At 65.3% G+C, this 23348-nt stretch carries 21 protein-coding genes; 11 read left to right on the top strand and 10 right to left on the bottom strand.

The genetic code is table 11. The features are described from left to right. Positions 1-4 precede the first annotated feature (4 nt). Entirely contained in the window at positions 5-922 is a 918-nt protein-coding gene (locus P1IM2_RS15680; RefSeq protein WP_186403014.1) for an SDR family NAD(P)-dependent oxidoreductase, read from the bottom strand. Positions 923-1036: 114 nt separating this feature from the next. Between P1IM2_RS15680 and P1IM2_RS15675 the strand changes: the two genes are divergently transcribed. Next, complete coding sequence (locus tag P1IM2_RS15675) at positions 1037-1780, top strand: helix-turn-helix domain-containing protein (RefSeq protein ID WP_260834177.1); 744 nt, start codon at positions 1037-1039, stop codon at positions 1778-1780. Between the two features lie 60 nt (positions 1781-1840). Then, positions 1841-4108, top strand: a complete 2268-nt coding sequence (locus P1IM2_RS15670) for an FdhF/YdeP family oxidoreductase (protein WP_186403013.1) — start codon at positions 1841-1843, stop codon at positions 4106-4108. Here P1IM2_RS15670 and P1IM2_RS15665 read toward each other — a convergent pair. From P1IM2_RS15665 to P1IM2_RS15640, 6 genes are all read right to left on the bottom strand, one after another. Next, complete coding sequence (locus P1IM2_RS15665) at positions 4105-4623, bottom strand: molybdenum cofactor guanylyltransferase (protein ID WP_186403012.1); 519 nt, start codon at positions 4621-4623, stop codon at positions 4105-4107. The two genes, P1IM2_RS15670 and P1IM2_RS15665, sit on opposite strands and share 4 nt — an antisense overlap. After that, complete coding sequence (gene fdhD / locus P1IM2_RS15660; RefSeq protein ID WP_186403011.1) at positions 4620-5429, bottom strand: formate dehydrogenase accessory sulfurtransferase FdhD; 810 nt, start codon at positions 5427-5429, stop codon at positions 4620-4622. Before fdhD ends, P1IM2_RS15665 begins: the two co-directional genes overlap by 4 nt. Next, positions 5429-6601: an acyl-CoA dehydrogenase family protein gene (locus P1IM2_RS15655; RefSeq protein ID WP_186403010.1), complete on the bottom strand. Its 1173-nt coding sequence runs from the start codon at positions 6599-6601 to the stop codon at positions 5429-5431. Before P1IM2_RS15655 ends, fdhD begins: the two co-directional genes overlap by 1 nt. A 92-nt stretch (positions 6602-6693) precedes the next feature. Continuing rightward, the gene (locus tag P1IM2_RS15650) at positions 6694-8154 is read right to left on the bottom strand and encodes a helicase HerA domain-containing protein (RefSeq protein ID WP_186403009.1); all 1461 of its coding nucleotides are present in this window, start codon (positions 8152-8154) and stop codon (positions 6694-6696) included. Positions 8155-8224: 70 nt separating this feature from the next. Continuing rightward, positions 8225-9502 carry an amidohydrolase family protein gene (locus P1IM2_RS15645; RefSeq protein ID WP_186403008.1) on the bottom strand — a complete coding sequence of 426 codons (1278 nt, stop codon included), beginning with the start codon at positions 9500-9502 and terminating at the stop codon, positions 8225-8227. Next, positions 9475-10380, bottom strand: coding sequence for a neutral zinc metallopeptidase (locus P1IM2_RS15640; RefSeq protein WP_186403007.1), 906 nt, complete (start codon positions 10378-10380; stop codon positions 9475-9477). The genes P1IM2_RS15645 and P1IM2_RS15640 overlap by 28 nt, the downstream gene beginning before the upstream one ends. 158 nt (positions 10381-10538) lie before the next feature. On the opposite strand from P1IM2_RS15640, the gene P1IM2_RS15635 reads away from it, so the two are divergent. From P1IM2_RS15635 to P1IM2_RS15605, 7 genes are all read left to right on the top strand, one after another. Next, positions 10539-11684, top strand: coding sequence for a patatin-like phospholipase family protein (locus P1IM2_RS15635; RefSeq protein WP_186403006.1), 1146 nt, complete (start codon positions 10539-10541; stop codon positions 11682-11684). Positions 11685-11721: 37 nt separating this feature from the next. Beyond that, positions 11722-12507 (top strand): 3-hydroxybutyrate dehydrogenase, encoded by a 786-nt coding sequence (locus P1IM2_RS15630; RefSeq protein WP_186403005.1) that lies wholly within the window; start codon positions 11722-11724, stop codon positions 12505-12507. Positions 12508-12589: 82 nt separating this feature from the next. Further along, positions 12590-13234 carry a DUF4893 domain-containing protein gene (locus P1IM2_RS15625; protein ID WP_186403004.1) on the top strand — a complete coding sequence of 215 codons (645 nt, stop codon included), beginning with the start codon at positions 12590-12592 and terminating at the stop codon, positions 13232-13234. Positions 13235-13277: 43 nt separating this feature from the next. Then, complete coding sequence (locus P1IM2_RS15620) at positions 13278-14591, top strand: amidohydrolase (RefSeq protein ID WP_186403003.1); 1314 nt, start codon at positions 13278-13280, stop codon at positions 14589-14591. 130 nt (positions 14592-14721) lie between these two features. Beyond that, positions 14722-15546 carry a helix-turn-helix transcriptional regulator gene (locus tag P1IM2_RS15615; protein WP_260834176.1) on the top strand — a complete coding sequence of 275 codons (825 nt, stop codon included), beginning with the start codon at positions 14722-14724 and terminating at the stop codon, positions 15544-15546. 258 nt (positions 15547-15804) lie between these two features. Then, the gene (locus tag P1IM2_RS15610) at positions 15805-15981 is read left to right on the top strand and encodes a DUF465 domain-containing protein (protein ID WP_003044272.1); all 177 of its coding nucleotides are present in this window, start codon (positions 15805-15807) and stop codon (positions 15979-15981) included. 69 nt (positions 15982-16050) lie between these two features. Continuing rightward, entirely contained in the window at positions 16051-17037 is a 987-nt protein-coding gene (locus P1IM2_RS15605; RefSeq protein WP_186403001.1) for a TerC family protein, read from the top strand. Positions 17038-17142: 105 nt separating this feature from the next. Here the strand turns inward: P1IM2_RS15605 and P1IM2_RS15600 are convergent, their stop codons facing one another. Both P1IM2_RS15600 and P1IM2_RS15595 read right to left on the bottom strand, forming a co-directional pair. Continuing rightward, the gene (locus tag P1IM2_RS15600) at positions 17143-17442 is read right to left on the bottom strand and encodes a hypothetical protein (protein WP_003044268.1); all 300 of its coding nucleotides are present in this window, start codon (positions 17440-17442) and stop codon (positions 17143-17145) included. A 206-nt stretch (positions 17443-17648) separates the two neighbouring features. Further along, a complete protein-coding gene (locus tag P1IM2_RS15595) occupies positions 17649-19241 on the bottom strand; it encodes an isocitrate lyase (RefSeq protein ID WP_186403000.1) in 1593 nt (530 codons plus the stop codon). 137 nt (positions 19242-19378) lie between these two features. Between P1IM2_RS15595 and P1IM2_RS15590 the strand changes: the two genes are divergently transcribed. Together P1IM2_RS15590 and P1IM2_RS15585 are read left to right on the top strand one after the other, a co-directional pair. Beyond that, positions 19379-20767, top strand: coding sequence for a short-chain fatty acyl-CoA regulator family protein (locus P1IM2_RS15590; RefSeq protein ID WP_186402999.1), 1389 nt, complete (start codon positions 19379-19381; stop codon positions 20765-20767). Positions 20768-20875: 108 nt separating this feature from the next. Next, positions 20876-22204, top strand: coding sequence for an HD-GYP domain-containing protein (locus tag P1IM2_RS15585; protein ID WP_186402998.1), 1329 nt, complete (start codon positions 20876-20878; stop codon positions 22202-22204). Here P1IM2_RS15585 and P1IM2_RS15580 read toward each other — a convergent pair. Further along, positions 22201-23238, bottom strand: coding sequence for a mannose-1-phosphate guanylyltransferase (locus P1IM2_RS15580; RefSeq protein ID WP_186402997.1), 1038 nt, complete (start codon positions 23236-23238; stop codon positions 22201-22203). The genes P1IM2_RS15585 and P1IM2_RS15580 overlap by 4 nt on opposite strands. Positions 23239-23348: the final 110 nt, after the last annotated feature.

Here is a 23348-nt window from a genome sequence, read left to right as displayed (position 1 = left end):
GTCCTCAGATCGGGTCGTAGGGGAAAACATGCGCCGACACCTCGTCGGCGCGCGCGAAGGCGGGGCGGAAGGCGGGGATCAACTCGTCGGCAATCGCTTCGGCGGTCCAGCCTTCGAGCTTGGCCATCGAGCGCACCGGGCGCGGCTTCGAGAAAAGCAATATCTCGTTCTTGCGCACGCTGAAGATCTGGTTGGTCACATCCTTCGACAGGTCGGAGGCGAGATAGGCGACGAGCGGTGCGATCTTGTCGGGCGACATTTCCTGCAACCGCTTGACGCGTTCTTGCTCTGCCGGGGTCGTCGCCGGGATCGAGCTGGTCATGCGGCTCCACGCGAAGGGCGCGATGCAGTTCGATCGCACCCCGACGCGCGCCATGTCGAGCGCGATCGACTGCGACAGCGCGACGACGCCGAGCTTGGCGGCGGAATAATTGGCCTGGCCGATGTTACCGATCAGCCCGCTGGTCGAGGTGAAGTGGATAAAGCTGCCCGACTGCTGTTCGCGAAACCAGGGCGTGGCGGCCTTCGAGACGTTGAAGACGCCGGTGAGGTTGACCTCGATGACGCTCTTCCAATCCTCGTAGCTCATCTTGTGCCAGATGGTATCGCGCAGGATGCCGGCGTTGTTCACGACGGCATCGATGCGGCCGAACTTTGCGACCGCATCCTCGATGATGCCGGCGGCTTCCTTGGGATCGGCGACATTGCCGAAATTGGCGGCAGCCTTGCCGCCCGCGGCAACAATGTCGTTCGCGGTGGTCTCCGCCGGTGCAGCGTCGCCGCCATCGCCTGCCTGCGCGACGCCGGGGTCGTTGACGATGACCGCTGCGCCTTGTGCGGCGCAGTGGAGAGCCAGTTCGCGCCCGATGCCCCGTCCCGCGCCGGTAATCGCGACCACTTTGCCGTCCAGACAACCGCTCATGCCACTCTCCCGTCGAATCAATCGATAGCGCGATAGGGCGGGCAATGCATCATTTCAACATTGAGAATTGTTCTTTCATATATATGAAAATATAGAGAGATGATGACTGGCCCCGTGCGTTCCGTTTCTCTGGCTTTCGCAATCCTGCGCCTGCTCGCCGACGCGGGACCGCTGACGCTGTCGGACATCGGTCGTAGCCTCGGCCTCAGTCCGTCGAGCTGCCTCAATCTTCTCAAGACGCTGGCAGGCGAAGGCGCGATCGAGCGCGCCGAGCCGGGCAAGCGTTACCGGCTGACCGCGGCCTGGCAGGCAGCTGCACTGCTCGACAATGGGGGCGCCGCTGCGCTTGCCGAACGCGCCCGCCCGCTGATGCTTCGCTTTGCGCAGCGCAGCGAGGCGGCGGTTGGCCTGTGGGCGGCGGTGTCGCGCGAGCGGATGCAATTGCTCGCGCATGCCGAAAGCGATGCCGGAATGCGGCTGCGCCTCGCCGACGAACAGCGCCAGCCGCTCGGCGGGGGCGCGGCCGGCCGGGCGCTCGCGGCGGCGCAGGGCGTCGATGCCCGTGAACTTGCGCGTCGCTTTGCACCGGTGCGCTGGCAGGCCGCGCTCGATTTCGAGACCTATGCCGCGCAGGTGCGCGAGGCGGCGGCGAAGGGCTTTGCCGTCGACGAGGGCTTCGCGCATCGCGGCGTCGTGACCGTGGCCGCAGGCCTGGCCGAGCCACGCCCCGGCTTTTGCCTGTCGGCGTCGATCGTCGCGGGGTCGCGCAGCGCGGCAGAGATCGAAGCGCTTGGGGATGCGCTGCGGCAATTGCGCGATGCGCTCGGCGCGGGCGGGGTCGCCGACGCAGGGCGATAAGCTCTGGAGTTCATGCAATGGCGGGACCATAGTGGGCGTCCAATCGCTCGGGATACGACCATGGCCGAAGGCAAGCCCCGCTACACCCCCTACAAGCAGCCCGCGGGCGGATGGGGCGCCGCCGCGGCCACCGCAAAAGTGCTGCTCGAACAAAGCGTCGTTACCAAGGGATCGCGCGCGCTGCTGTCGATGAACCAACCGGGCGGTTTCAAATGTCCGAGCTGCGCCTTTCCTGATGCGAGTTGCACCAAGAAGCTGGAATTCTGCGAGAATGGGGCCAAGGCGCTCGCGCATGAGGCGACGAAATTCCGGGTCACGCGCGACTTCTTCGCGGCGCACAGCGTCACCGAGCTCATGGCGCAGTCGGACTATTGGCTCGAGATGCAGGGGCGGCTCACCGAGCCGATGCGCTATGACGCCGCGACCGACCATTATATGCCGGTGAGCTGGGACGACGCATTTGCGCTGATCGGCCGGCACCTGCGCGCGCTCGATGATCCCGACCAGGCCGAATTCTATACCTCCGGCCGCACTCCGAACGAGGCGGCGTTCCTTTATTCGATCTTCGTGCGCGAGTTCGGCACCAACAATTTTCCCGATTGTTCGAACATGTGCCATGAACCGACGAGCCGCGGCCTGCCGCCCGCGATCGGGGTGGGCAAAGGGACGGTGATCCTCGACGATTTCGACCATGCCGAGGCCATCTTCGTGATCGGGCAGAACCCCGGCACCAACGCGCCGCGCATGATGACCTGCCTCGTCGAAGCGCGGCGGCGCGGGATTCCGATTGTCGCGGTCAATCCGATGCCCGAACGCGCGCTGATCCGCTTCACCGAGCCGCAGGACATCGCGCAGATGGCAACCTTCGGCTCGACGCCGATCGCCAGCGAATTCGTGCATGTGAAGATCGGCGGCGATCTTGCGCTGATCAAGGGCATGATGCGCGCGATGTTCGAGCGCGAAGCCGCGGGCGAAACGGTCTTCGACCATGATTTCATCGCCGAGCATACCGAAGGTTTCGAGGAACTGCGCGACGACATCATGGCGCAGGATTGGGGCGAGATGGTCGCGGTCTCGGGCATTTCGGAAGAGCAGATTCGCCGCTGCGCCGAAGTCTATATCCGCTCCAACGCCACGATCATCTGTTACGGCATGGGGCTGACCCAGCATCAACTGGGATCGCGGCTGCTCCAGCAAGTTGCGGCGCTGCTGCTGCTCAAGGGCAATTATGGCAAGCCCGGCGCCGGCATCTCCCCGATCCGCGGTCATTCGAACGTGCAGGGCGATCGCACCGTCGGCATCGACGAAAAGCCGACCGAGGCTTATCTCGATCGCGTGCGCGATGTCTTCGGCTTCGAGCCGCCGCGCGCGCACGGCCATCACACCGTCGAATCGGTCGAGGCGATGATGGCGGGGACGGCGAAGGTCTTCATCGGGCTGGGCGGCAATTTCGTGCGCGCGGTGCCCGATACCGACCGCGCCTATGACGCGATGCGCAAGCTGGACCTGACCGTCGGCATCGCGACCAAGCTCAACCGCGGGCATCTGGTGCATGGCAAGGATGCGCTCATCCTGCCGGTCATCGCGCGATCCGAACGCATCGAAACCGCGGCGGGCGAGCAATTCGTCACGATCGAGGATTCGATGTCGAACGTCACCGCCTCGCGCGGGGTGCTCGATCCAGCGAGCGAACATCTGTTGCCGGAGGTCGAGATCGTCTGCCGCATGGCGATGGCGGCCTTGCCCGACAGCAAGGTCGATTGGGCGAGCTATATCGACGATTATGCCCGCATCCGCGACCGGATCGCCGATGTCTATCCCGCCGTCTATGCCGATTTCGGCGAGCGCATCAAAGCGCCCAAAGGCTTTCATCTCGACATCGCGCCGCGGCGGCGCGCGTGGCTGACCCCGAACGGGAAAGCCAATTTCCTGCCGCTGCCCGGACTGCACGTCGATGCGCCGGTCGATGATCCCGGCATGCTGCGGCTCGCGACGGTGCGATCGCACGATCAGTTCAACACGACGATCTACAGCTATAATGATCGCTATCGCGGCGTGTACAACGACCGGATGGTGGTGTTCATGAATGCCGAGGACATGGCGGCGCGCGGCTTGGCCGAAGGCGCGAGGATCATGCTGGAAACGATCAGCACCGACGGCATCGTGCGGCGGGTCGAGGGGCTGACCGCGATCGACTATCCGATGCCGGCAGGTTCCATCGCGGGCTATTATCCCGAACTCAACCCGCTGCTGCCGCTCGCCTATTATGACCCGATCAGCGGCTGTCCGGCGGCAAAGTCGATCCCGGTGCGGGTCGTCGGCGCCTAAGCGAAACGATCGAGATCGGACGGGCGGTTGATGTTCGGCAGGTCGACATCGTTCTCGACCGCACGCGCACCGATCCGGCGGGCGAAGCCGCGTACCGACCGGTCGTCCTCTTCGCTGAGGAGTGCGTCAAGCAGCGGAAGCGCCTGCACCGGCCACAGACCGATAACCGGCTGCGCGGCGAGAAATGCCGGCGGCGGGGCGAGCAGATCGCGCAGATTCGCGGGTAGCCGAACACAGTCGACCGGCACCGTCAGCACCGTATCGAAGCCTTCGTTTGCGGCATAGGAAAGCGCCCCGGCGATGCCGCCGAGCGGGCCGAGGCCGGGCCGCGGCCGGTCGGGTATCGCGGCGACGCGCCCGTTTTCCCGTCCGACGATGACGATCCGGTCGCATTGCGGCTTCAGCGCCGCGACGGCATGATCGAGGAGCGTCGTGCCGTCCAAGAGCGCCTGCGCCTTGTCGGAGCCGAAGCGGCACGACTGCCCGCCGGCGAGTACCGCGCCGAGCAGCCTCATGCGCTCATGCCCTGCGCGTCGCAGATGATGAGGGCATTGTCGGCGCGCGCCAGCGAGACGAGCGTCAGCCCGGCCGATGCGGCGCGCTCGGCGGCCAGGCTGGTGGGCGCCGAGATGGTGACGAGCATCGGGCAACCCGCGCGCACCGTCTTTTCGACCAGTTCGTAGCTACAGCGCGCCGACAGCAGGATGAAGCCGCCCGCCGGATCGACGCCGCCGCGCGCGAGCGCGCCGACAAGCTTGTCGAGGGCATTGTGCCGTCCGACATCTTCGCGAACGAGCAGAATGTCGCCATCGGGGTCGCAGAAAGCGGCGGCGTGAGCGGCGCCGGTCGCACGCCCGAGCGGTTGCCGCTCGGGGAGCGCCGCAAGCGCGCGCGCGATCGCCGCGCGCGGCACGGTGACGCGCGCGGTCACGGGGGGCAGCGGGCGCAGCACCGCGTCGATATTTTCGAGGCCGCACAGGCCGCAACTGCTCTCGCTCACGCGCGTCCGGGCGCGGTCGAGCGCGCGCGCGGCGCAAGCGGGGGAAAGCCAGAGTCGCAGCGCTTGGCCGCCGGGAACCGGCTGCGCGTCGATCCGGTCGATCTGCGCTGCCGTATCGACGAACCCCTCGGCCAGTGCGAATCCGACGCCGAAATCTTCGAGATCGGCGGGCGTCGCCATCATCACGGCATAGGCGAGCCCCTGAACCTCGATCGAGACCGGCATTTCGACCGCGATCATGCGCTCGATGTCGGCATCGCCCGCCACCCCCAGACCCATCCGGCGCACCGGGCGCGGAAGGAAGGGCGGGGTATCGGCCATCAATAGGACCGCGGCATGCCGAGGACATGCTCGGCGAGGAAGGAGAGGATGAGGTTCGTCGAGATCGGCGCGACCTGATAGAGGCGCGTCTCGCGGAACTTGCGCTCGACGTCATATTCCTCGGCAAAGCCGAAGCCGCCGTGGGTCTGGATGCAGACATTGCCGGCTTCGACCGACGCGTCGGCGGCGAGCATCTTTGCCATATTGGCCTCCGCGCCGTTGGGCTGTGCGGCTTCATAGAGCCGGGCGGCTTCGTGAACCATCAATTCGGCGGCGCGCATATTGGCATAGGCACGGGCGATCGGGAAGGAGATGCCCTGGTTCTGGCCGATCGCGCGGCCGAAAACATGGCGTTCGTTCGCATAGTCGGCGGACTTCCGGATGAACCATTTGGCGTCGCCGACACATTCGGCGGCGATCAACGTCCGTTCGGCGTTCATGCCCGAGAGGATGTAACGGAAGCCTTTTCCTTCCTCGCCCAACAGGTTGGCGACCGGAATGCGCATATTGTCGAAGAAGACCTCGGTCGTCGCATGATTCATCATCGTGCGGATCGGGCGGATGGTGAGCGACCCGTCGGCCAGCGCCTTTTTCATGTCGACGATGAAGGTCGAGAGGCCTTCGGTCTTTTTCGCCGCCTGATCCTTGGGGGTCGTGCGCGCGAGGAGCAGCATCAGGTCGCTATGCTCGGCGCGGCTGGTCCAGATTTTCTGGCCGTTCACGACATAATCGTCGCCATCGCGCACCGCGACGGTGCGCAGCGCGGTCGTGTCGGTGCCGCTCGTCGGCTCGGTGACGCCGAAGGCTTGCAGGCGCAACTCGCCGGTTGCAATTTTGGGCAGATAGGCTTGCTTCTGTTCTTCCGACCCGTGGCGCAGGATCGACCCCATGATGTACATCTGCGCATGGCAGGCGCCGCCATTGCAGCCTTCGGCTTGGATCGTCTCGAGGATCGCCGCCGCCGCCGACAGGCCGAGCCCCGATCCGCCATATTCTTCGGGGATCAGCACCGAGAGATAGCCCGCGTCGGTCAGAGCCTTGACGAAGGCGGTGGGATATTCGCGCCTTACGTCGAGTTCGCGCCAATATTCGCCCGGAAACTCGGCGCACAGCCGCCGCACGCCCTCACGAATCTCGGGAAAATGCTCGCTGTCATAGGGGCTGAGCTGCATCGTCGCTGGTCCAATCCTCTCTTTGCTTCGCGCCGCTTATGCCGAAGCGCCGCGCCGCCGCAACCATCAAGCGTGAGAGGGCGGGCGGCCGATCACTCGGCCTCGGTGCTCAACCCCAGCGCCGGGATGCCGATCGACCGGCGTCCGCCGAAATCCGACCGCACCACCACCGCGCCCTGCCGCTCCATATATTCGACGAGGCGGCGGACCCGGCCCGGCGAGCGCGTGCCATAAGCCGCGCCGAGCGCATCGTCGTCGGGGCAGGGCGATCCCTCCATCGCGGCGCGCCCGATCAGCAGGAAGGGCGCGAGCATGTCGTCGGGCAGGCGCGTCGCCGCGTCGAGCAGGTCGTGCCATTGCGGCTCCGCGGGATCGAAGATCCCCGCCTTGGCGAGCGCGAAGCGGCGCCGGAACTGCGCAAGGTCGAGCGGCACCTGCCGCAGCTTCTGCATCCGGCAGCGCACCGAAAAATCCTGATAGAGAAAGGATTCGGCATGGAAGCCGCACGCCGGGTCGGCCAGCATGTCGCGTAGCGCCGCGATGACCACGGGTTCGGGATCGATCGCCGGTGCCGGCGCCGACGGCGGGCCGTCGTCGATGGGCGAGGTGGCGTCTTCGGCGGGGACGACGAAGCGCTCCATCAACTCCTGCGCCGCGACCGGGCGTGGGGCCGGGGCGGGATGCGGCGCGGGTTGGGCGTCGAGATTGGCGAAGAGCATCGTCTGCATATCGGCCGGCTCGGCGCTTGGCAGCGGCAACAGGCTGTGCGTGCCGGCGCGCGTGGCGGTGCGGGTCGACCCGATACGGATCGATACCGGCCGCCGCGTGATCGCGGGACCAAGGCCGAGGAAACAACCGCGGTCGAGGTCGCGTATCTGCTCGGCCTGCCGCCGCTCCATGCCGAGCAGGTCGGCGGCGCGCGCCATGTCGATGTCGAGGAAGGTGCGACCCATCAGGAAATTGCTCGCCTCCGCGGCGACATTCTTGGCGAGCTTTGCGAGCCGCTGCGTCGCAATGGCTCCAGCGAGGCCGCGTTTGCGGCCGCGGCACATCAAATTGGTCATCGCCGACAGCGAGGCGCGCCGGACCGCGTCGGACACTTCGCCCGCCGCGCTCGGCGCGAACATCTGCGCCTCGTCAACGACGACGAGCGCCGGGAACCAGTGCGCGCGCGGCGCATCGAACAAGGCGTTCAGGAAGACCGCGACGCAGCTCATCTGCGCCTCGATTTCCAGCGTGTCGAGGCTGAGGACGACCGAGGCGCGATGTTCGCGGATACGCGCGCCCATCGCCGCGATTTCGGCCTCGCTATAATCGCCCGCGTTGACGACGATGTGCGAATATTGGTCGGCAAGGGTGACGAAATCGCCCTCGGGATCGATCACGATCTGCTGGACGAGCCCCGCGCTTTCTTCGAGCAGGCGACGGAGCAGGTGCGATTTGCCCGATCCCGAATTGCCCTGGACCAACAGGCGCGTCGCCAGCAATTCCTGGACATTGACATGAACGGGCCGCTGCGCGCCGTCGATTCCGATTTCGATGCTGTTGTCCACTGCGCAGCCCCTAACGAGGCGCCCGCGCCGTGACAACCGGGCTCGGCGTCCGGCGACGGCGCGCGCCGCGTCAGCGGATGATCGTCCCGCCTTTCATGACATGATCGACCCGTTCGAGGATGCGGATATCGGTCAGCGGGTCGGCCTTTACCGCGATCAGGTCGCCATAGCGGCCCGGTGCCACCGCTCCGACATCGCTACGGCCCATTTCTTCCGAAGCGCGGCCGGTCGCGGCCTGGATCGCCTGCATCGGCGTCATGCCATAACGGACCATATAGGCAAATTGCCGCGCGTTGAGCCCGTGCGGATAGACCCCCGCGTCGGTCGCGAAGCCGATCTTGATTCCCAATTCGACGGCCCGCCTGAACGCCGCGCGCTGCGTGTCGGTGGTTTCGCGATTCTTGCGCAAATATTCCTCGGGCCAACCCTCTTTCGTCCCGATGTCGTTGATATAATCGCCGTTGTAGATGTCCATCGCGAGCCAGGTGCCGTGCGCCTTCGCCATTTGCAGCGCTTCTTCGTCGGCGAGGCTTGCATGCTCGATGCTGTCGACCCCGGCACGGATCGCATTCTTGATCCCTTCGGCGCCATGCGCATGAGCCGTGACGCGCTTGCCGCGTGCGTGGGCGACCGTCACGACGGCGCGAAGCTGATCCTCGGTGAGTTCGGGCGCACCGGGTTCGGTGCCGATCGCCAGCACCGCGCCGGTCGCAATCGTCTTGATGAAATCGGCGCCATGATCGAGCAGAAAGGCGGTCTTGGCCGCCGCCTCTTCGGGCGTCGCGGCGACCCCCAGCCGCATATCGGGCGGGAGCTGGTCATTGGGGACGACGCCGTTGAGTTCGCCGCCGCCGCCGGGGATGGTGATATAGGCGCCCGCGACCCACATGCGCGGCCCCGGTACATCGCCGCGGTCAATCGCATTGCGGAGCGCGACGTCGGTCAGCCCGCGATAGGTGCCGACGTCGCGCACGCTGGTGAAGCCGGCGTCGAGCGTCACGCGTGCGTTGCGCGCGCCGACGAGCGCAGTTTCGGCGGGCGAGGCCTTCATCGGTGCGGCAAGATCGGCGCTTTGCCCCAGATCGGCGAGATGCGTGTGCAGGTCGATCAGCCCCGGCAGCACCGTATAGGCCGACCAGTCGACGACCTGCGCGCCGTTGGGCGCCTTGCCGCACGGCGCGACCGCGACGATATGCTCGTCGGCGATGGTGATGCACTGGCCGGTGCGAACGGTGTCGGTCAGCCCGTCGATCAGGCGCCCGGCCTTTACATAGACGCTTGCCGCCGAAGCGGGCGCGGATGCCGCCGCCAGCGCGGCGATCAGCGCGAAGCGTTGAAGGTGTCGCACTGGCGCGGATCTCCGGTTTCCAGGCCGCGGCGCAGCCAGCTCATGCGCTGTTCGCTCGTGCCGTGGGTGAAACTTTCGGGAACGGGACGCTGCCCGGCCGAGCGCATCAGCGTATCGTCGCCGATCGCGTTGGCGGCGCGCATCGCTTCTTCCATATCGCCGGGTTCCATCACCGGCTGACCGTCCTTCGTCCGCGCGCGATTGGCCCAGACGCCGGCGTAGCAGTCGGCCTGCAACTCCATGCGAACCTGCAGCGCATTGCCCTCGGCCTGCGACGATCGCGCCTGCATCTGGCGAACCTTGTCCGAAATGCCGGTCAGCGTCTGGATGTGGTGACCGACTTCGTGCGCGACGACATAGGCCTGCGCTGCATCGCCGGCGGCGCCGAAGCGGCTCGCCAGTTCGTTGAAGAAAGCTGTGTCGAGGTAGACACCCTGATCGGCAGGGCAGTAGAACGGGCCCATCGCCGCCTGTGCAGCGCCGCAGCCCGACCGGTTTTCGTCGGTGAAGAAATTGAGCGTCGGCTTGCGATAGCCGTCGACAAGCTGCCCCCAGACCTGATGCGTCGAGCCGAAGACGTTGCAGGCGAATTTCTCCGCCGCCGTGTCGCAGGCAACCCCCTGCGGTGCGCCGCGGCTTTGTGCCATCGGGTCGGCGCTTCCGCCGCCGGTGCTGAGCAGGCTGGCGCCGGGACCGAGAAAGACGAAGGCGAGCACGCCGAGCAGCAGGATGGTCCCGCAGCCCATCTTGCGCCCGAGCAGCATCGGCAGCAGGCCGACGAGCAATCCGCCCATGCCGCCGCCCCCGCCGCCGAATCCGCCCCCGCCGCGACCGAGATCGCGAATGTCGTCGCCGGGATCATAATCGTCGAGGCGCATGCCTGTCTCCGCCGTCAAAGCCTTGTCGTAAAACGGTTGTGGCAGCAGCACCCCGCAATTGGAAGGGGATTCGCGCTGCACAGCACCCTTGCATTGTTCGCTGTTGCGGCGCACAAAAGACGCGGGTGCCGACCCAAAAGAGGATCGTTTCCGAGTCCATGCCTCGCCGCGCTGCCCGAGCCGCCCTGCCGCTTCCCGACCTTGTGGTGCTTGTCCTGCAGGGGGGCGGTGCGCTTGGCGCCTTTCAGGCCGGCGTTTACGAAGCGCTGATCGATCTTGGGATCGAACTCGATTGGGTCGCGGGTATTTCGATCGGGGCGATCAACGCCGCCATCATCGCGGGCAATCCGCGCGACGAGGCGGTCGGAAAGATGCGCGCCTTTTGGGAAGGCGTGTCGTCGGCGCTGCCCTCGCTACCGGTGGTCGACAATGATGCGGTGCGGGAGTGGGTGCATCTGGGCGCGGCCGCACGGGTCGCGAGTTTCGGGGTGCCGGGATTTTTCGTTCCGCGCATCCCGCCGCCGCTTTTTGCCGAGCGGCAGACGCCTGCCGCGGTCAGCTATTATGACACGACGCCGCTGATCGCGACGCTCGACCAGCTGATCGACTGGGATCGGCTCAACACGGGCAATGTCCGGCTTTCGGTCGGCGCGGTCGCGGTCGAGACGGGCAATTTCCGCTATTTCGATACCCGCACCGACCGGATCGACGCGCGGCATATCATGGCGTCCGGCGCCTTGCCGCCGGGGCTGCCGCCGATCGAGATCGACGGGCATTGGTATTGGGATGGCGGGCTGGTGTCGAACACGCCGCTCGAGCATGTGGTCGAGGCAGCGCACGAGGATATGCTCGTCTTTCAGGTCGATCTTTTCCCGGCGCGCGGCGATCGTCCGCACGATCTGGAAGAGGTCTGGTCGCGCGAAAAGGATATCCGCTATTCGAGCCGTACCCGGCGCATTTCCGACGGGCTGGTACGGCGGCGCAAGGAGCATGCGTTGATCGACCGGATGCTGGCGAAGCTGCCGCCCGAGGCGCGCGATCTGCCCGAGGTCAAGGCGGTGCAGAAGATGGTCGACTGCAAGGCGCTGAACGTCGTGCAGCTCATCCATCAACCGCCCGCCTGGCAGACCGGTGCGCGCGATTTCGAATTCTCGCGCTCGACGATGGAGGCCAATTGGGCACTCGGCCGCGCCGCGGTCGAAGCGGCGATGAAGGACGGGCATCTTCTTGCCGAAAGCATCGCCGAAGGGCGATCGGACAGTTTCGCGGTGCAGGCCGACCTGCTGCGGCCCAAGGCCGGCTGACCGCCATCATTATCCCCCCCCGAAGAAAGGACTATTTATGCGACTGCAAGGCAAGACGGCTCTCGTCACCGGATCGACGTCGGGCATCGGCCTCGGCATTGCCAAGGCGCTCGCCGCCGAGGGCGCGAACATCATCATCAATGGCTTCGGCGAAGAGGCGGCGATCGAAGCCGAACGCGCGGCGCTGCAGGTGCTGAACGGCGGCAAGGCCGCCTATGATGGTGCCGACCTGACCAAGCCCGACGAGATCGAAGCGATGTTCAAGCGCGCCGACAAGGATATGGGCGGCGTCGACATCCTCGTGAACAATGCGGGCATGCAATATGTCGCGCCGGTCGAGGATTTCCCGGTCGAAAAATGGAACATGATCATCGCGCTCAACCTGACCGCGGCCTTTCACACCATTCGCCACGCGGTTCCGGGGATGCGCAAGAAGGGATGGGGGCGGATCATCGGTACCGCATCGGCGCACTCGCTCGTCGCCTCGCCGTTCAAATCGGCCTATGTCACCGCAAAGCACGGCCTTGCTGGCCTGACCAAGACGGTCGCGCTGGAAGTTGCCGAAGCCGGCATCACCGTCAATTGCATCAGCCCGGGCTATGTCTGGACGCCGCTCGTCGAGAACCAGATCCCCGATACGATGAAGGCGCGGCATATGACGCGCGAGCAGGTCATCAACGACGTGCTGCTCGCCGGTCAGCCGACCAAGCAGTTCGTTACGGTCGAGCAAGTGGCCGCGATCGCCGCCTTCCTGACCCGCGACGAGGCCGCGAACATCACTGGCGCCAATCTGAGCGTCGATGGCGGCTGGACCGCCGCCTGAGGGCGCTTGCGCGCGTCCCGCCCTTGAGCATTCGTCCGTCGCCTCCTAAGGGTTAACCAAAGCCGATCAGGAGAGACCGAGAATGCGGGGTCGCACTACGCTTGTTTCCACCCTGGCGCTGGGGTTGACCCTTGGCGCCTGTCAGACCGTGCCCGCCGTGCCGCCTTCGGCGGCCGATGCCCCTGCGTCCGCAGGAACGTGGCGTGCGACGGCGACCGATCAGGACAAGGAACGCATACGCAGCTGGTACAAGAGCTGGCAGGCGGCGCTGACCGATGCGCGCGCGAAAGGCTATGGCGCCGATATCGAGCGCGAGGGCGTTTTGCTCGAGCCGATGGCGGCGCTGCCCAATCCGCACATTCCTGCTGGCGATTACCGGTGCCGGACGATCAAGCTTGGTACGCAGGGGCGCAGCACGCTCGCCTATATCGCTTATGACTGGTTCCGGTGCCGCATCGCCGACGAGCAGGGCATCGCGAGCTTCGTCAAGCTGACCGGATCGCAGCGTCCCGTGGGCCTGATCTTTCCCGACAGCCTGAACCGGCAGGTCTTTCTGGGCACGCTGCAGCTTGGCGACGAACGGCTGGCTATCGATTACGGTACCGACCGCATGCGCGATATGGCCGGGCTGGTCGAACGGATCGGCGACAATCGCTGGCGGCTGGTGCTGCCGGCGCCGGCCTATGAATCCTTGCTCGATGTGATCGAGCTGGTTCCCGCAAACTGACGGAAAGATTTGACGGGCGAGATTGACGGACAAAGGGGGATTTATGCGGATTTTGTGGACGGGCGTTGCGGCACTGGCGCTGACGATGCCGGCGGCGGCGCAATCGCTGGGCGATCAGGTGCAGCAGCAGATGCCCTCGTTGATGACGATCTACAAGGATCTGCACGCCAACCCCGAACTCAGCTTCATGGAGGTGCGCTCGGCCGGCATTCTCGCCACCGAAGCGCGCAAGCTCGGCTTCGATGTCACCGAAAAGGTTGGCGGAACCGGCGTCGTCGCCGTGATGAAGAACGGCCCCGGTCCGGTGGTGCTGGTGCGCGCGGACATGGACGGATTGCCGGTGACCGAACAGACGGGCCTGCCCGGTGCGTCAAAGGTTCGCGTGACCACCAAGGAAGGCGTCGAAACCGGCGTGATGCATGCGTGCGGCCACGATACGCACATGACGTCGTGGATCGGCACCGCGCGGCTGATGGCGGCGAATAAGGATAAATGGTCGGGAACGCTGGTCATGATCGGCCAGCCTGCCGAGGAGCGCGGCGCGGGCGCCCGGATGATGCTCGAAGATGGGCTCTATACCCGCTTTCCCAAGCCGCAATATGCGCTCGCCTTCCACGACGCGGCGCAGTTTCCGGCCGGCGCGATCGGCTATACGCCAGACTATGCGCTCGCCAATGTCGATAGCGTCGACATCTTGGTAAAGGGGGTCGGCGGTCATGGCGCCTATCCGCAGGCAACCAAGGATCCGATCGTGCTGGCGAGCCGGATCGTCACCGCGCTGCAAACGCTCGTGTCGCGTGAAATCAGCCCGCTCGACAGCGCGGTCGTCACCGTCGGCAGTTTCCATGCCGGCGCGAAGCATAATATCATCCCCGACGAGGCGCGACTGCAGTTGACGGTTCGCAGCTATACCGACGAGGTGCGCAACCATCTGCTCGACGGCATTGCGCGCGTGGCCAAGGGCGAAGCGATCGCCGCAGGCCTCCCCGACGACAAATTGCCGGTGGTCAGCGTCGAAAAGGACGAATTCACGCCCTCGACCTTCAACACCCCCGATTTTACCGAGGATATGGCAGCGTTCCTGACGACGCGCTTTGGCGACAAGCGCGTGATCAAAATGCCTCCGGTCATGGGGGGCGAGGATTTCGGCCGCTTCTCGCGCGATGACAAGGACATCAAGAGCCTAATCATCTGGGTCGGCGGCGTGCCGCAGGCCGAACTCGATGCGGCGAAGAAGGAAGGGCGGACCCTGCCCAGCCTTCACTCGCCCTTCTGGGCGCCCGACGCGCCCGCGGTCATCTCGACCGCGACCGAGGCGCTGACGTCGATGGCGATGAAGCTGATGCCGAAGGGGTGATCGGCGGATTGGGGCCGACGCGCTGACCTGATTCTGGCGCTCGGCCCTGCGCACGCTCGCTCTGGCCCCGGCGCCATTTCCCAAATAAATTGGGATGGACCTGTTGGTGGCCCTGTGGTGAGCAAAAGCCATGTCTGCGCATGACCCATTTCCCGGCTTGTCCGCACGCCTGACCGACCGGGAAATGGAAGTTTTGCGCCTGCTGGTCGCGGGACATACCGTCAAGACCATCGCGGCGCGTCTGGGGCATTCGGAAACCTCGATCAACGAGCGCCTGCGCTCCGCCCGCCGCAAGACGGGGGTCGGCAGCAGCCGCGAATTGGCGCGCCTTCTCGACCTCCAAAAAACTTGTGACGAAAATATCGATCTTCCGAAACGACACCCCGATGTGGAGCCGTTGGCGCACACCGCAACCATCGGGGTTCGCGGTTCGAAAGGAATGATCGCCATGTTCATTGCAATATCTCTGGCTGCCGCCGGAATGATGCTCGCGGCTGCCCCGTCCGATGACCAGCCGGGTTCCTTGAACGCCGCCCATGATACGGCATCGCGTTCCTTGCCGCTGGTTGGAAGCTGGTCGCTGGACGCATCGCAGTTGCCCGAAAAAGAACGGCCCCGGCGGGTGACGATCAGCTTCCGGCCGGCGCAGGACGGCAAGTGGACGACGCGCGTCGAAATCGTCGCGCCCGACGGCTCGGTCAAATATTCGGAATCGACCGCCGCGCTCGATGGCGTCGCCGTGCCGATCACCGGCAACATGGATTTTATCGACACCGTCGCCCTGCGTCAGCCTGCACCGGACACATTGGTGATGACTTTGGGAAAGGCAGGCACCCGGGTGTCGACGCGGGTCTATACCGTCGCCAAGGATCTGAAATCGATGACCGAAACGATCGTCTGGTCGAGCGACAATAGCCAGAAGCTGGAAACCACGCATTTCAATCGCGTCGAGTGATCGACGCGTAGCGTCCCGCCGCCGGCAGGCGTCCTCCCAAATGTCCCCGGGAGGACTTGCAAGCGGCGGGGCGCTATCCTACATTTGAAAAGTGCGGGCCGGGCCCCTCTGGCGTCGGCGGGATTTTTCCCGCCACGTGATGTCGGACCGCATCGGGTGACACCGATGCCTTGGCGGCCCATCCTCCCCCCTACCAAAGGGCCCGGCATCGGCGTCACCTGCTTTTGAGCAATCTCAATCAGGAGGCGCCTTATGTCCATGAATACCCACATTTATCGATTGACCGTGCTGCACCGCAAGCTCGACGACGCCGTGCGTCGCGAGCGCGGACGGCGTGGCGGCGATCCGTTTCGCCTGTTGCGGCTGAAGAAGCTGAAGCTGGCGGTCAAGGATCGCCTTGCCATGCTCGCGCGGCGCCCGGCCTTCGGCCGCTAACCATCGATAATCCATGATATGGGCGCGTCGCTTGCGAGCGGCGCGTCCCTTCTTTTGGGACGGACGCATATGGAATTTCTGTTTTCCGACTGGCTCGGCACGCCGGTCTGGTTCTGGGCCGCCTTCATCGGCCTTGTCGTCGCGCTGACCGCATTCGACCTTGGCATCCTGCACAAGGAGAACAAGGAGATGGGGATCGGCGAGAGCCTGAAGCTCTCGGCGCTCTATATCGGCATCGCGCTGGCCTTCGGCGCGTGGATCTGGGCGGAGAAGGGCGGCGAGGCCGGCCTGCAATATTATACGGGCTTCTTCATCGAGAAGGCGCTGTCGATCGACAATATCTTCGTTATCTCGCTGATCTTCGCGACTTTTGCCATCCCCGCGCGCTATCAGTATCGCGCGCTGCTGTGGGGCATCGTCGCGGTGATCTTGCTGCGCGGGATCATGATCGCGGGCGGCGCGGCGCTGGTTACCGAATATGAATGGCTGCTCTACGTCTTCGCCGCCTTTCTGGTCTTCACCGGCGTCAAGATGCTGTTCGCGAGCGACAAGCCGATGGACGTTGCGGGCAATCCGGTCGTCCGCTGGCTGTCACGGCACATTCCGATCACGCCCGACCTGCACGGCGAAAAATTCTTCGTCCGCACGATCGACAAGAGGAGCGGCAAGCTCGCGCTCGCCGCGACGCCGCTGTTCCTGGCGCTGGTGGTCATCAATCTGGCCGACCTCGTGTTCGCGGTCGATAGTGTGCCGGCGATCTTCGCGATCACGACCGACACCTTCATCGTCTATACGTCGAACATCATGGCGATCCTCGGTCTGCGCGCGCTCTATTTCGCGCTCGCCGCGATGGTGCACCGTTTCCACTATCTGAAATATGCGCTGGCGCTGGTGCTCGTCTTCATCGGGTCGAAGATCTTCGTCGCCGACTTCCTGCTCGGCGGGGCCAAATTCCCGCCGCTGATCAGCCTGGGCGTCACGGTCGCGTTGATCGCGGGCGGCGTGCTCTGGTCGCTCGTCAAGACGAAGGACGGCGACGAATCGCCATCGACATAGGAGGCGTGCGGGCCGTCTTTACCTCCCAACGGGGGTGGAGGCGGCCCGAACTGCAGCCTGCTTGTGCACTCCAGCAGAAAATGCCGGAGCGGCCAGCGGACCGGATCAGATCGACAGGACGAGCGTGTCTTCGTCCTTCGGCGCCACGGGCTCAAAGGCCGGGAGCGGGTCGAAGCCCTCGTCGACCAGCTCGGTCTGCGCCAGTCCATCGAGCTTGAAATGGCCGAGCCGGCGCTCGTCGTCGGAACGCCAATTCTTGTCGAGGTTAAGCGCGCTGACGAACAGCGCGCCGTGGCGTTCGAACATCAGATGCGGCGCGAGGCGCATCACATTGCCATTGTAGCGCGCGGTCACGGTTCGCTTGCGCGCGATGGCTTCCATCAGTTTCAGTCGGGTATCGTTCATGGGGAGATGCCGTTTGTGGGGAGAGGGATTTTTCTATTTCCCCCATAATGCACGCAAATCGGCGGGATACAAGGCCAATGGGGTAAGTCACCGTATCCAGACAAAAATGCCCGCCGGACATCGAACGACGTCCGGCGGGCAGGCTTTCCTCCCCAGGAAAGCTCGGAAGGCGCGGGGGGCAACGAAAACCCCCGCGCCAAACTGGGTCAGGCGGCGAACTGATTCATCGTATTGTCCTTGCCCGCGGCCTTCAGAGCCGCTTCGCCGGCGAAATATTCCTTGTGGTCATCGCCGATGTCGCTGCCCGACATGTTCTGATGCTTCACGCAGGCGATGCCCTGGCGGATTTCCTTGCGCTGGACGCCCTTGACGTAGCCGAGCATCGCTTCGTCGCCGAAATATTCCTTGGCGAGATTGTCGGTGCTGAGCGCCGCGGTGTGATAGGTCGGCAGCGTGATGAGGTGGTGGAAGATGCCCGCCCGCTTCGCCGCGTCGCGCTGGAAGGTGCGGATGCGGTTGTCGGCTTCGATCGACAGCTCCGTCTCGTCATAATCGGCGCTCATCAGCTTGGCGCGATCATAGGCGCTGACGTCCTTGCCTTCGGCCTGCCAGCTGTCGAACACCTGCTGGCGGAAGTTGAGCGTCCAGTTGAAGCTCGGCGAATTATTATAGGCGAGCTTCGCATTGGGCACGACTTCGCGGATGCGATCGACCATGCCGGCGATCTGTTCGATGTGCGGCTTTTCGGTTTCGATCCACAGCAGGTCGGCGCCGTTCTGCAGGCTTGCGATGCAGTCCATAACGCAGCGATCCTCGCCGGTTCCGGGGCGGAACTGATAAAGGTTCGAGGGCAGGCGCTTCGGGCGCATCAGCTTGCCGTCGCGGTTGATCAGGACGTCGCCGGGGTTGCCCGCGCCTTCGACCTCTTCGCAGTCGAGGAAGCTGTTATACCGGTCGCCAAGGTCGCCGGGTTCCTTCGAGAAGGCGATCTGCTTGGTCAGGCCCGCGCCGAGGCTGTCCGTGCGCGTCACGATGATGCCATCCTCGACGCCGAGTTCCATGAAGGCATAGCGGCAGGCGCGGATCTTCGCGATGAAATCCTCGTGCGGCACGGTGACCTTGCCGTCCTGGTGACCGCACTGCTTTTCGTCTGAAACCTGATTCTCGATCTGCAGCGCGCAGGCGCCGGCTTCGATCATCTTCTTGGCGAGCAGGTAGGTCGCCTCGGCATTGCCGAAGCCGGCATCGATGTCGGCAATGATCGGCACGACATGCGTTTCATGATTGTCGATTGCGGCCTGAACCTGCTTGGCCTTGAGTTCGTCGCCCTCGGCGCGCGCGGCGTCGAGATCGCGGAACAGCATGCCGAGTTCGCGGGCGTCGGCCTGACGCAGGAAGGTGTAGATTTCCTCGATCAGCGCCGGGACGCTGGTCTTTTCGTGCATCGACTGATCGGGCAGCGGGCCGAATTCGCTGCGCAGCGCGGCAATCATCCAGCCCGACAGATAGATGTAGCGGCCCTTGGTGGTGCCGAAATGCTTCTTGACCGAGATCATCTTCTGCTGCGCGATGAAGCCGTGCCAGCAGCCGAGCGACTGGGTGTAGTGGGCGGGATCGGCGTCATAGGCGGCCATATCGGCGCGCATGATCCGCGCGGTGTAGCGGGCGATGTCGAGGCCGGTGCGGAACTTGTTCTGGGCGCGCATGCGCGCGACGCTCTCGCCGCTGATGCCGTCCCAGGTACCGTCATAGTCGCGGATGAGGCGGCCAGCCTGTGCCATGTCTTCCTGATAACCCATCGTCATATCCTTGTGAGAGGTGATGGGTGGATGGTGGCGAAAGTGCCGCCGAAAGCGAAAAGCTTTGTCAATAATATTTGTGAAATATGGCCATCAGGTGTAAATCAGCATGTAAATCAGTAAAGAAAGTTACAATTATGGCGGAGCGGCGGGTGTTTGCAGGGCCGGCGGTGCGCAAGGTCCGGCGTGAAGCGGCAATGACGCAGGCGGCGATGGCCGAGGCGCTCGATATTTCGCCGAGCTATCTCAACCTGATCGAGCATGGCCAGCGGCCGCTGTCGGCGACGGTGATCGTGCGCCTGGCCGAGCGTTTCGGCTTCGACGCCGCGAAATTGGGCGCCGAGGACGTGCCCGGCGGGCTTGCAGGCCTGCGGCGGCGGCTTGCCGATCCGCGTTTCGCCGATCTCGGCATCGGCGCGCAGGAGGTCGATGAATGGCTGCAGACTGCGCCCGCGACCGCCGCGGCCTTTGCACGGCTGTTCGACGCGGCGCCAGAGGGGCGCGGGGACGTGGAGGGCGATGCCCCCGAAGTGGCCGCGGTGCGCCGCGCCATCGAGAAATGGCGCAACCATTTCCCCGACCTCGACGCCCGCGCCGAGGAACTGGCCGATGAATTGCGCCTTGCGGGTGGCGACCTTTACGGCACGATTTCGGAGCGGCTGCGTACGCGCCACCAGCTCGGCATCCGCATCCTGCCCGCCGATGTCATGCCCGACCGGCTCCGCTGGCTCGACTGGCATGCGCGGCAATTGATGCTGAACGAACTGCTGCGCCCGGCAAGCCGGACCTTTCAGGCGGCGGCGACGCTGGCGCAGATCGAGGCGAAGGACGAGATCGATGCGCTGATTGCCGGCGCGGAATTTGCCGAAGCGGCAGCGGCGCGGCTGTTCGAGCGGCACCTGATCCAATATTTCGCGAGCGCGCTGATGATGCCCTATGGCCGCTTCCTGCGCGCCTGTGATGCGACGGGTTACGATCTGCTGTTGCTGCAGCGCCGCTTCGGGGCGAGCTTCGAGCAGGTGGCGCATCGGTTGACGACGCTGCAGCGCGTGGGTGCGCGCGGGCTGCCCTTCTTCATGCTGCGCATCGACCGCGCGGGGCAGGGGAGCAAGCGCTATGCCGGCGCGAGCCAGTCGCCGCTCGTCGACGGCGATGCGCGCTGCCCCTTGTGGGGCGTCCACGAAGCGTTCGCGCGCCCCGGCGAGGTGGTCGCCGATCTGGTCGAACTGGAAGACGGATCGCGCTGGTTCACGCAGAGCCGCAACGTGGCGGCACCCGGCGCAACGGGGGGCGGGACGCCGGCACGGTTCGCGGTGTGCGTGGGCGTAGATGCCAAGGTTGCGGCGCCGCTGATCGCCGCGCGCGGCCTGGACCTGATGCGCAGCGCCGCGACGCCGATCGGCCTTGGTTGTCGTCGCTGCACGCGGACCGGCTGCGTCCAGCGATCGGCGCCGCCGATCGGCCGCCCGCTGCGCTTTCGCGATGGTGAACGCGGCGTGAGCGCCTTCGATTTTGCGGGCGATTGAGTTTTCGTCCCAAAACGGGGCAGCGCATATACCCGCTTTTAAGAAAATCTATGTAGCGCCGGAGGTTGGCATCGGGGGGATGCCAAGGACCTGTTGGGACCGCGCGTTATGTTGGTTCGGATAAAGCCCGAAGAGGCTCAGATCGGGATGTTCGTCCACGGCTTTGAAGGCTCGTGGTTCGATCACCCGTTTTGGCGCCGGCACTTTCGCGTCGAAACGATGGAACAATTGCTGCGCATCCGCGCCTCCGCGATCGACGCGCTGATCATCGACAAGAGCCGCAGCGACATCGATGAAGCGACAGATGCGCCGTGGCCCGAGTCGGTCGCGGCGAAGCTTCCTGCGCGTCCCCAGCCGTCGCGTGCCGCGGCACGGCCGATCGCCTGGCCCGAGCCCATGGTGCCGCCGCCTCCGCCGCCGCGCGACGAACCGCGCCAGCGCAAGGGCTATGCCGCCGAATGTCGCCGCGCGCGCCGCGCCATCGAACGGTCGCGCGAAGCGGTCAGCGAAATGTTCGAGACGGCCCGGCTGGGCCGCGCGGTCGAGGCCCGGCGGATGGTGCCGCTCGCCAAATCGATCGGCGCCTCGATCGAACGCGATCCCAAGGCGTTGATCAATCTCGTCCGCCTGAAGGAAAAGGACCAATATACCTATCTCCATTCGGTGGCGGTGTGCGCGCTGATGATGAATTTCGCGCGGCATCTGGAACTCGATGAGCGCGTCGTGCAGGATCTGGGCGTCGCCGGACTGCTTCACGATGTCGGAAAGATTGCGATTTCGGACGATATTTTGACCAAGTCGGGGGCGCTGTCGGATCTTGAGCGCGATTCGGTGCGCGGGCATCCCGCCGCCGGCCACCGATTGCTTGCCAATTCGAAGGATGTTCCCGAGGCGGCGCTCGAAGTCTGCCTGCGGCACCATGAGAAAGTCGATGGCGCCGGCTATCCCGATGGCCTGTCGGGCGAGGCATTGTCGCTGTTCGCGCGGATGGGTGCCATCTGCGATGTCTATGACGCGGTGACGTCGGAGCGTCCCTACAAGGATCCGTGGACGCCGTGCGAGGCGCTGACCGAAATGCAGCAATGGCAAGGGCATTTCGATAGCCGTCTGCTCGATCAATTCGCCGACAGCCTGGGCATTTATCCGGTCGGGACGCTGGTGCGGCTGTCGTGCGGCGAACTGGGCGTCGTGACGGGCAGCGCGGGCGACTATGCTGAGGATGTGATGGTGCGCATCTTCTTCGATTGCGAGACGCTGACCGAAATCGCGTTCCACGACCGCGCCATCGGGCCGTCGGCAGATAATCCGCGTATCGTCGGACGCGACAGCCCGACCTTCTGGCGCTTCGCCGACTGGGACGCGATGCGCCACCGGATATTGGCGGCGCGGGTCGATATCCTGCCCGCGGATGAGGAGGTCGCGGGCGGCGCGCCCTAACCGCGCGCCTTGGCGGCGGCGCGGACGTCTTGCGAGCGGTCGAGCGGCATGACGAGAATGTCGTCGCCGTCGACGATGACCGCGACGCCCTCCATCCCGACGAGCGACACGCGCTTGCCGCCGGCACGGACAAGATTGCCGTGGCTGTCGTGCAGGAACGCGTCGCCGCTGACCGCGTTGCCGTCGGCATCCTTGCCGCCAGCGAGGGCGTGGACGGCCTGCCAACTTCCGAGATCCGACCAGCCCATCGCCACGGGAACGACGGCGACGCGGTCGTCCTTTTCCATCACCGCATAGTCGATCGAATCGGAGGGCGCGGCGGCAAAGGCGTCGGCGTCGGCATAGAGCGCGTCGCCGTCATATCGGCCCGCAGCGACGGCGCGGTCGGCGGCTTCGAAGATCGCGCGGCAATGGGTGAGCATCGCATCGCGCATGCGGCCAGCGCGAAACAGGAAAATGCCCGCGTTCCAGCTATAACCGCCTGCAGCCAGCATATGTTCGGCCTCGGCCAGGGGCGGTTTTTCCACGAAGCGGGCGACCGCGAAACCATCGTCGCCGAGCGCGGCGCCGCTGGCGATATAGCCGAAGCCGGTTTCGGGGCGGTCGGGGGCGATGCCGAAGGTGACGAGCCAGTCCTGCTGCGCCAGATGCGCGCCCTTGGCGATGGCGGCGTGGAAGGCGGAAACGTCGGCGATGATATGGTCGCTGGGCATGACGAGCAGCAAGCTGTCGGCGTCGGCGCGCGCCACCGCAAGCGCGATGGCGGCGGCGGTGTTGCGCGGCATCGGTTCGACGAGCAGCGCGGCCTCATGATCGCCCATCTGGTCGCGCACGGTCGCGACATGGCCTGTCCCGCACAGGATCACGGGCGGCGTGAAATGCGCCCCGGCGGGGGTGCGGGCGACGGTCTCCCGGAACAGGCTTTCGGAGCCGGTCAGCGGCAGGAATTGCTTGGCGCGATCACCGCGCGATTCGGGCCAGAGGCGGGTACCCGCGCCGCCGCACAGGATGATCGGTTGAATTTCGATACTCATTCCTTGGCTCTATCCTCTGTCAGTCGCGCGGTCATCCCCGAATAGGGTCCGGCGCGAGTGTAAAATTAACCGACACTTCACGCCTCGACTTTAGGATGTCAGCCCGAAAG

Source organism: Sphingopyxis sp. P1IMeth2, assembly GCF_900185685.1.
GTDB classification, from domain to species: Bacteria; Pseudomonadota; Alphaproteobacteria; order Sphingomonadales; family Sphingomonadaceae; genus Sphingopyxis; species Sphingopyxis terrae_A.
The sequence above is the reverse complement of the archived record's forward strand: the minus strand, read 5'-3'. Positions and strand labels throughout refer to the sequence as shown.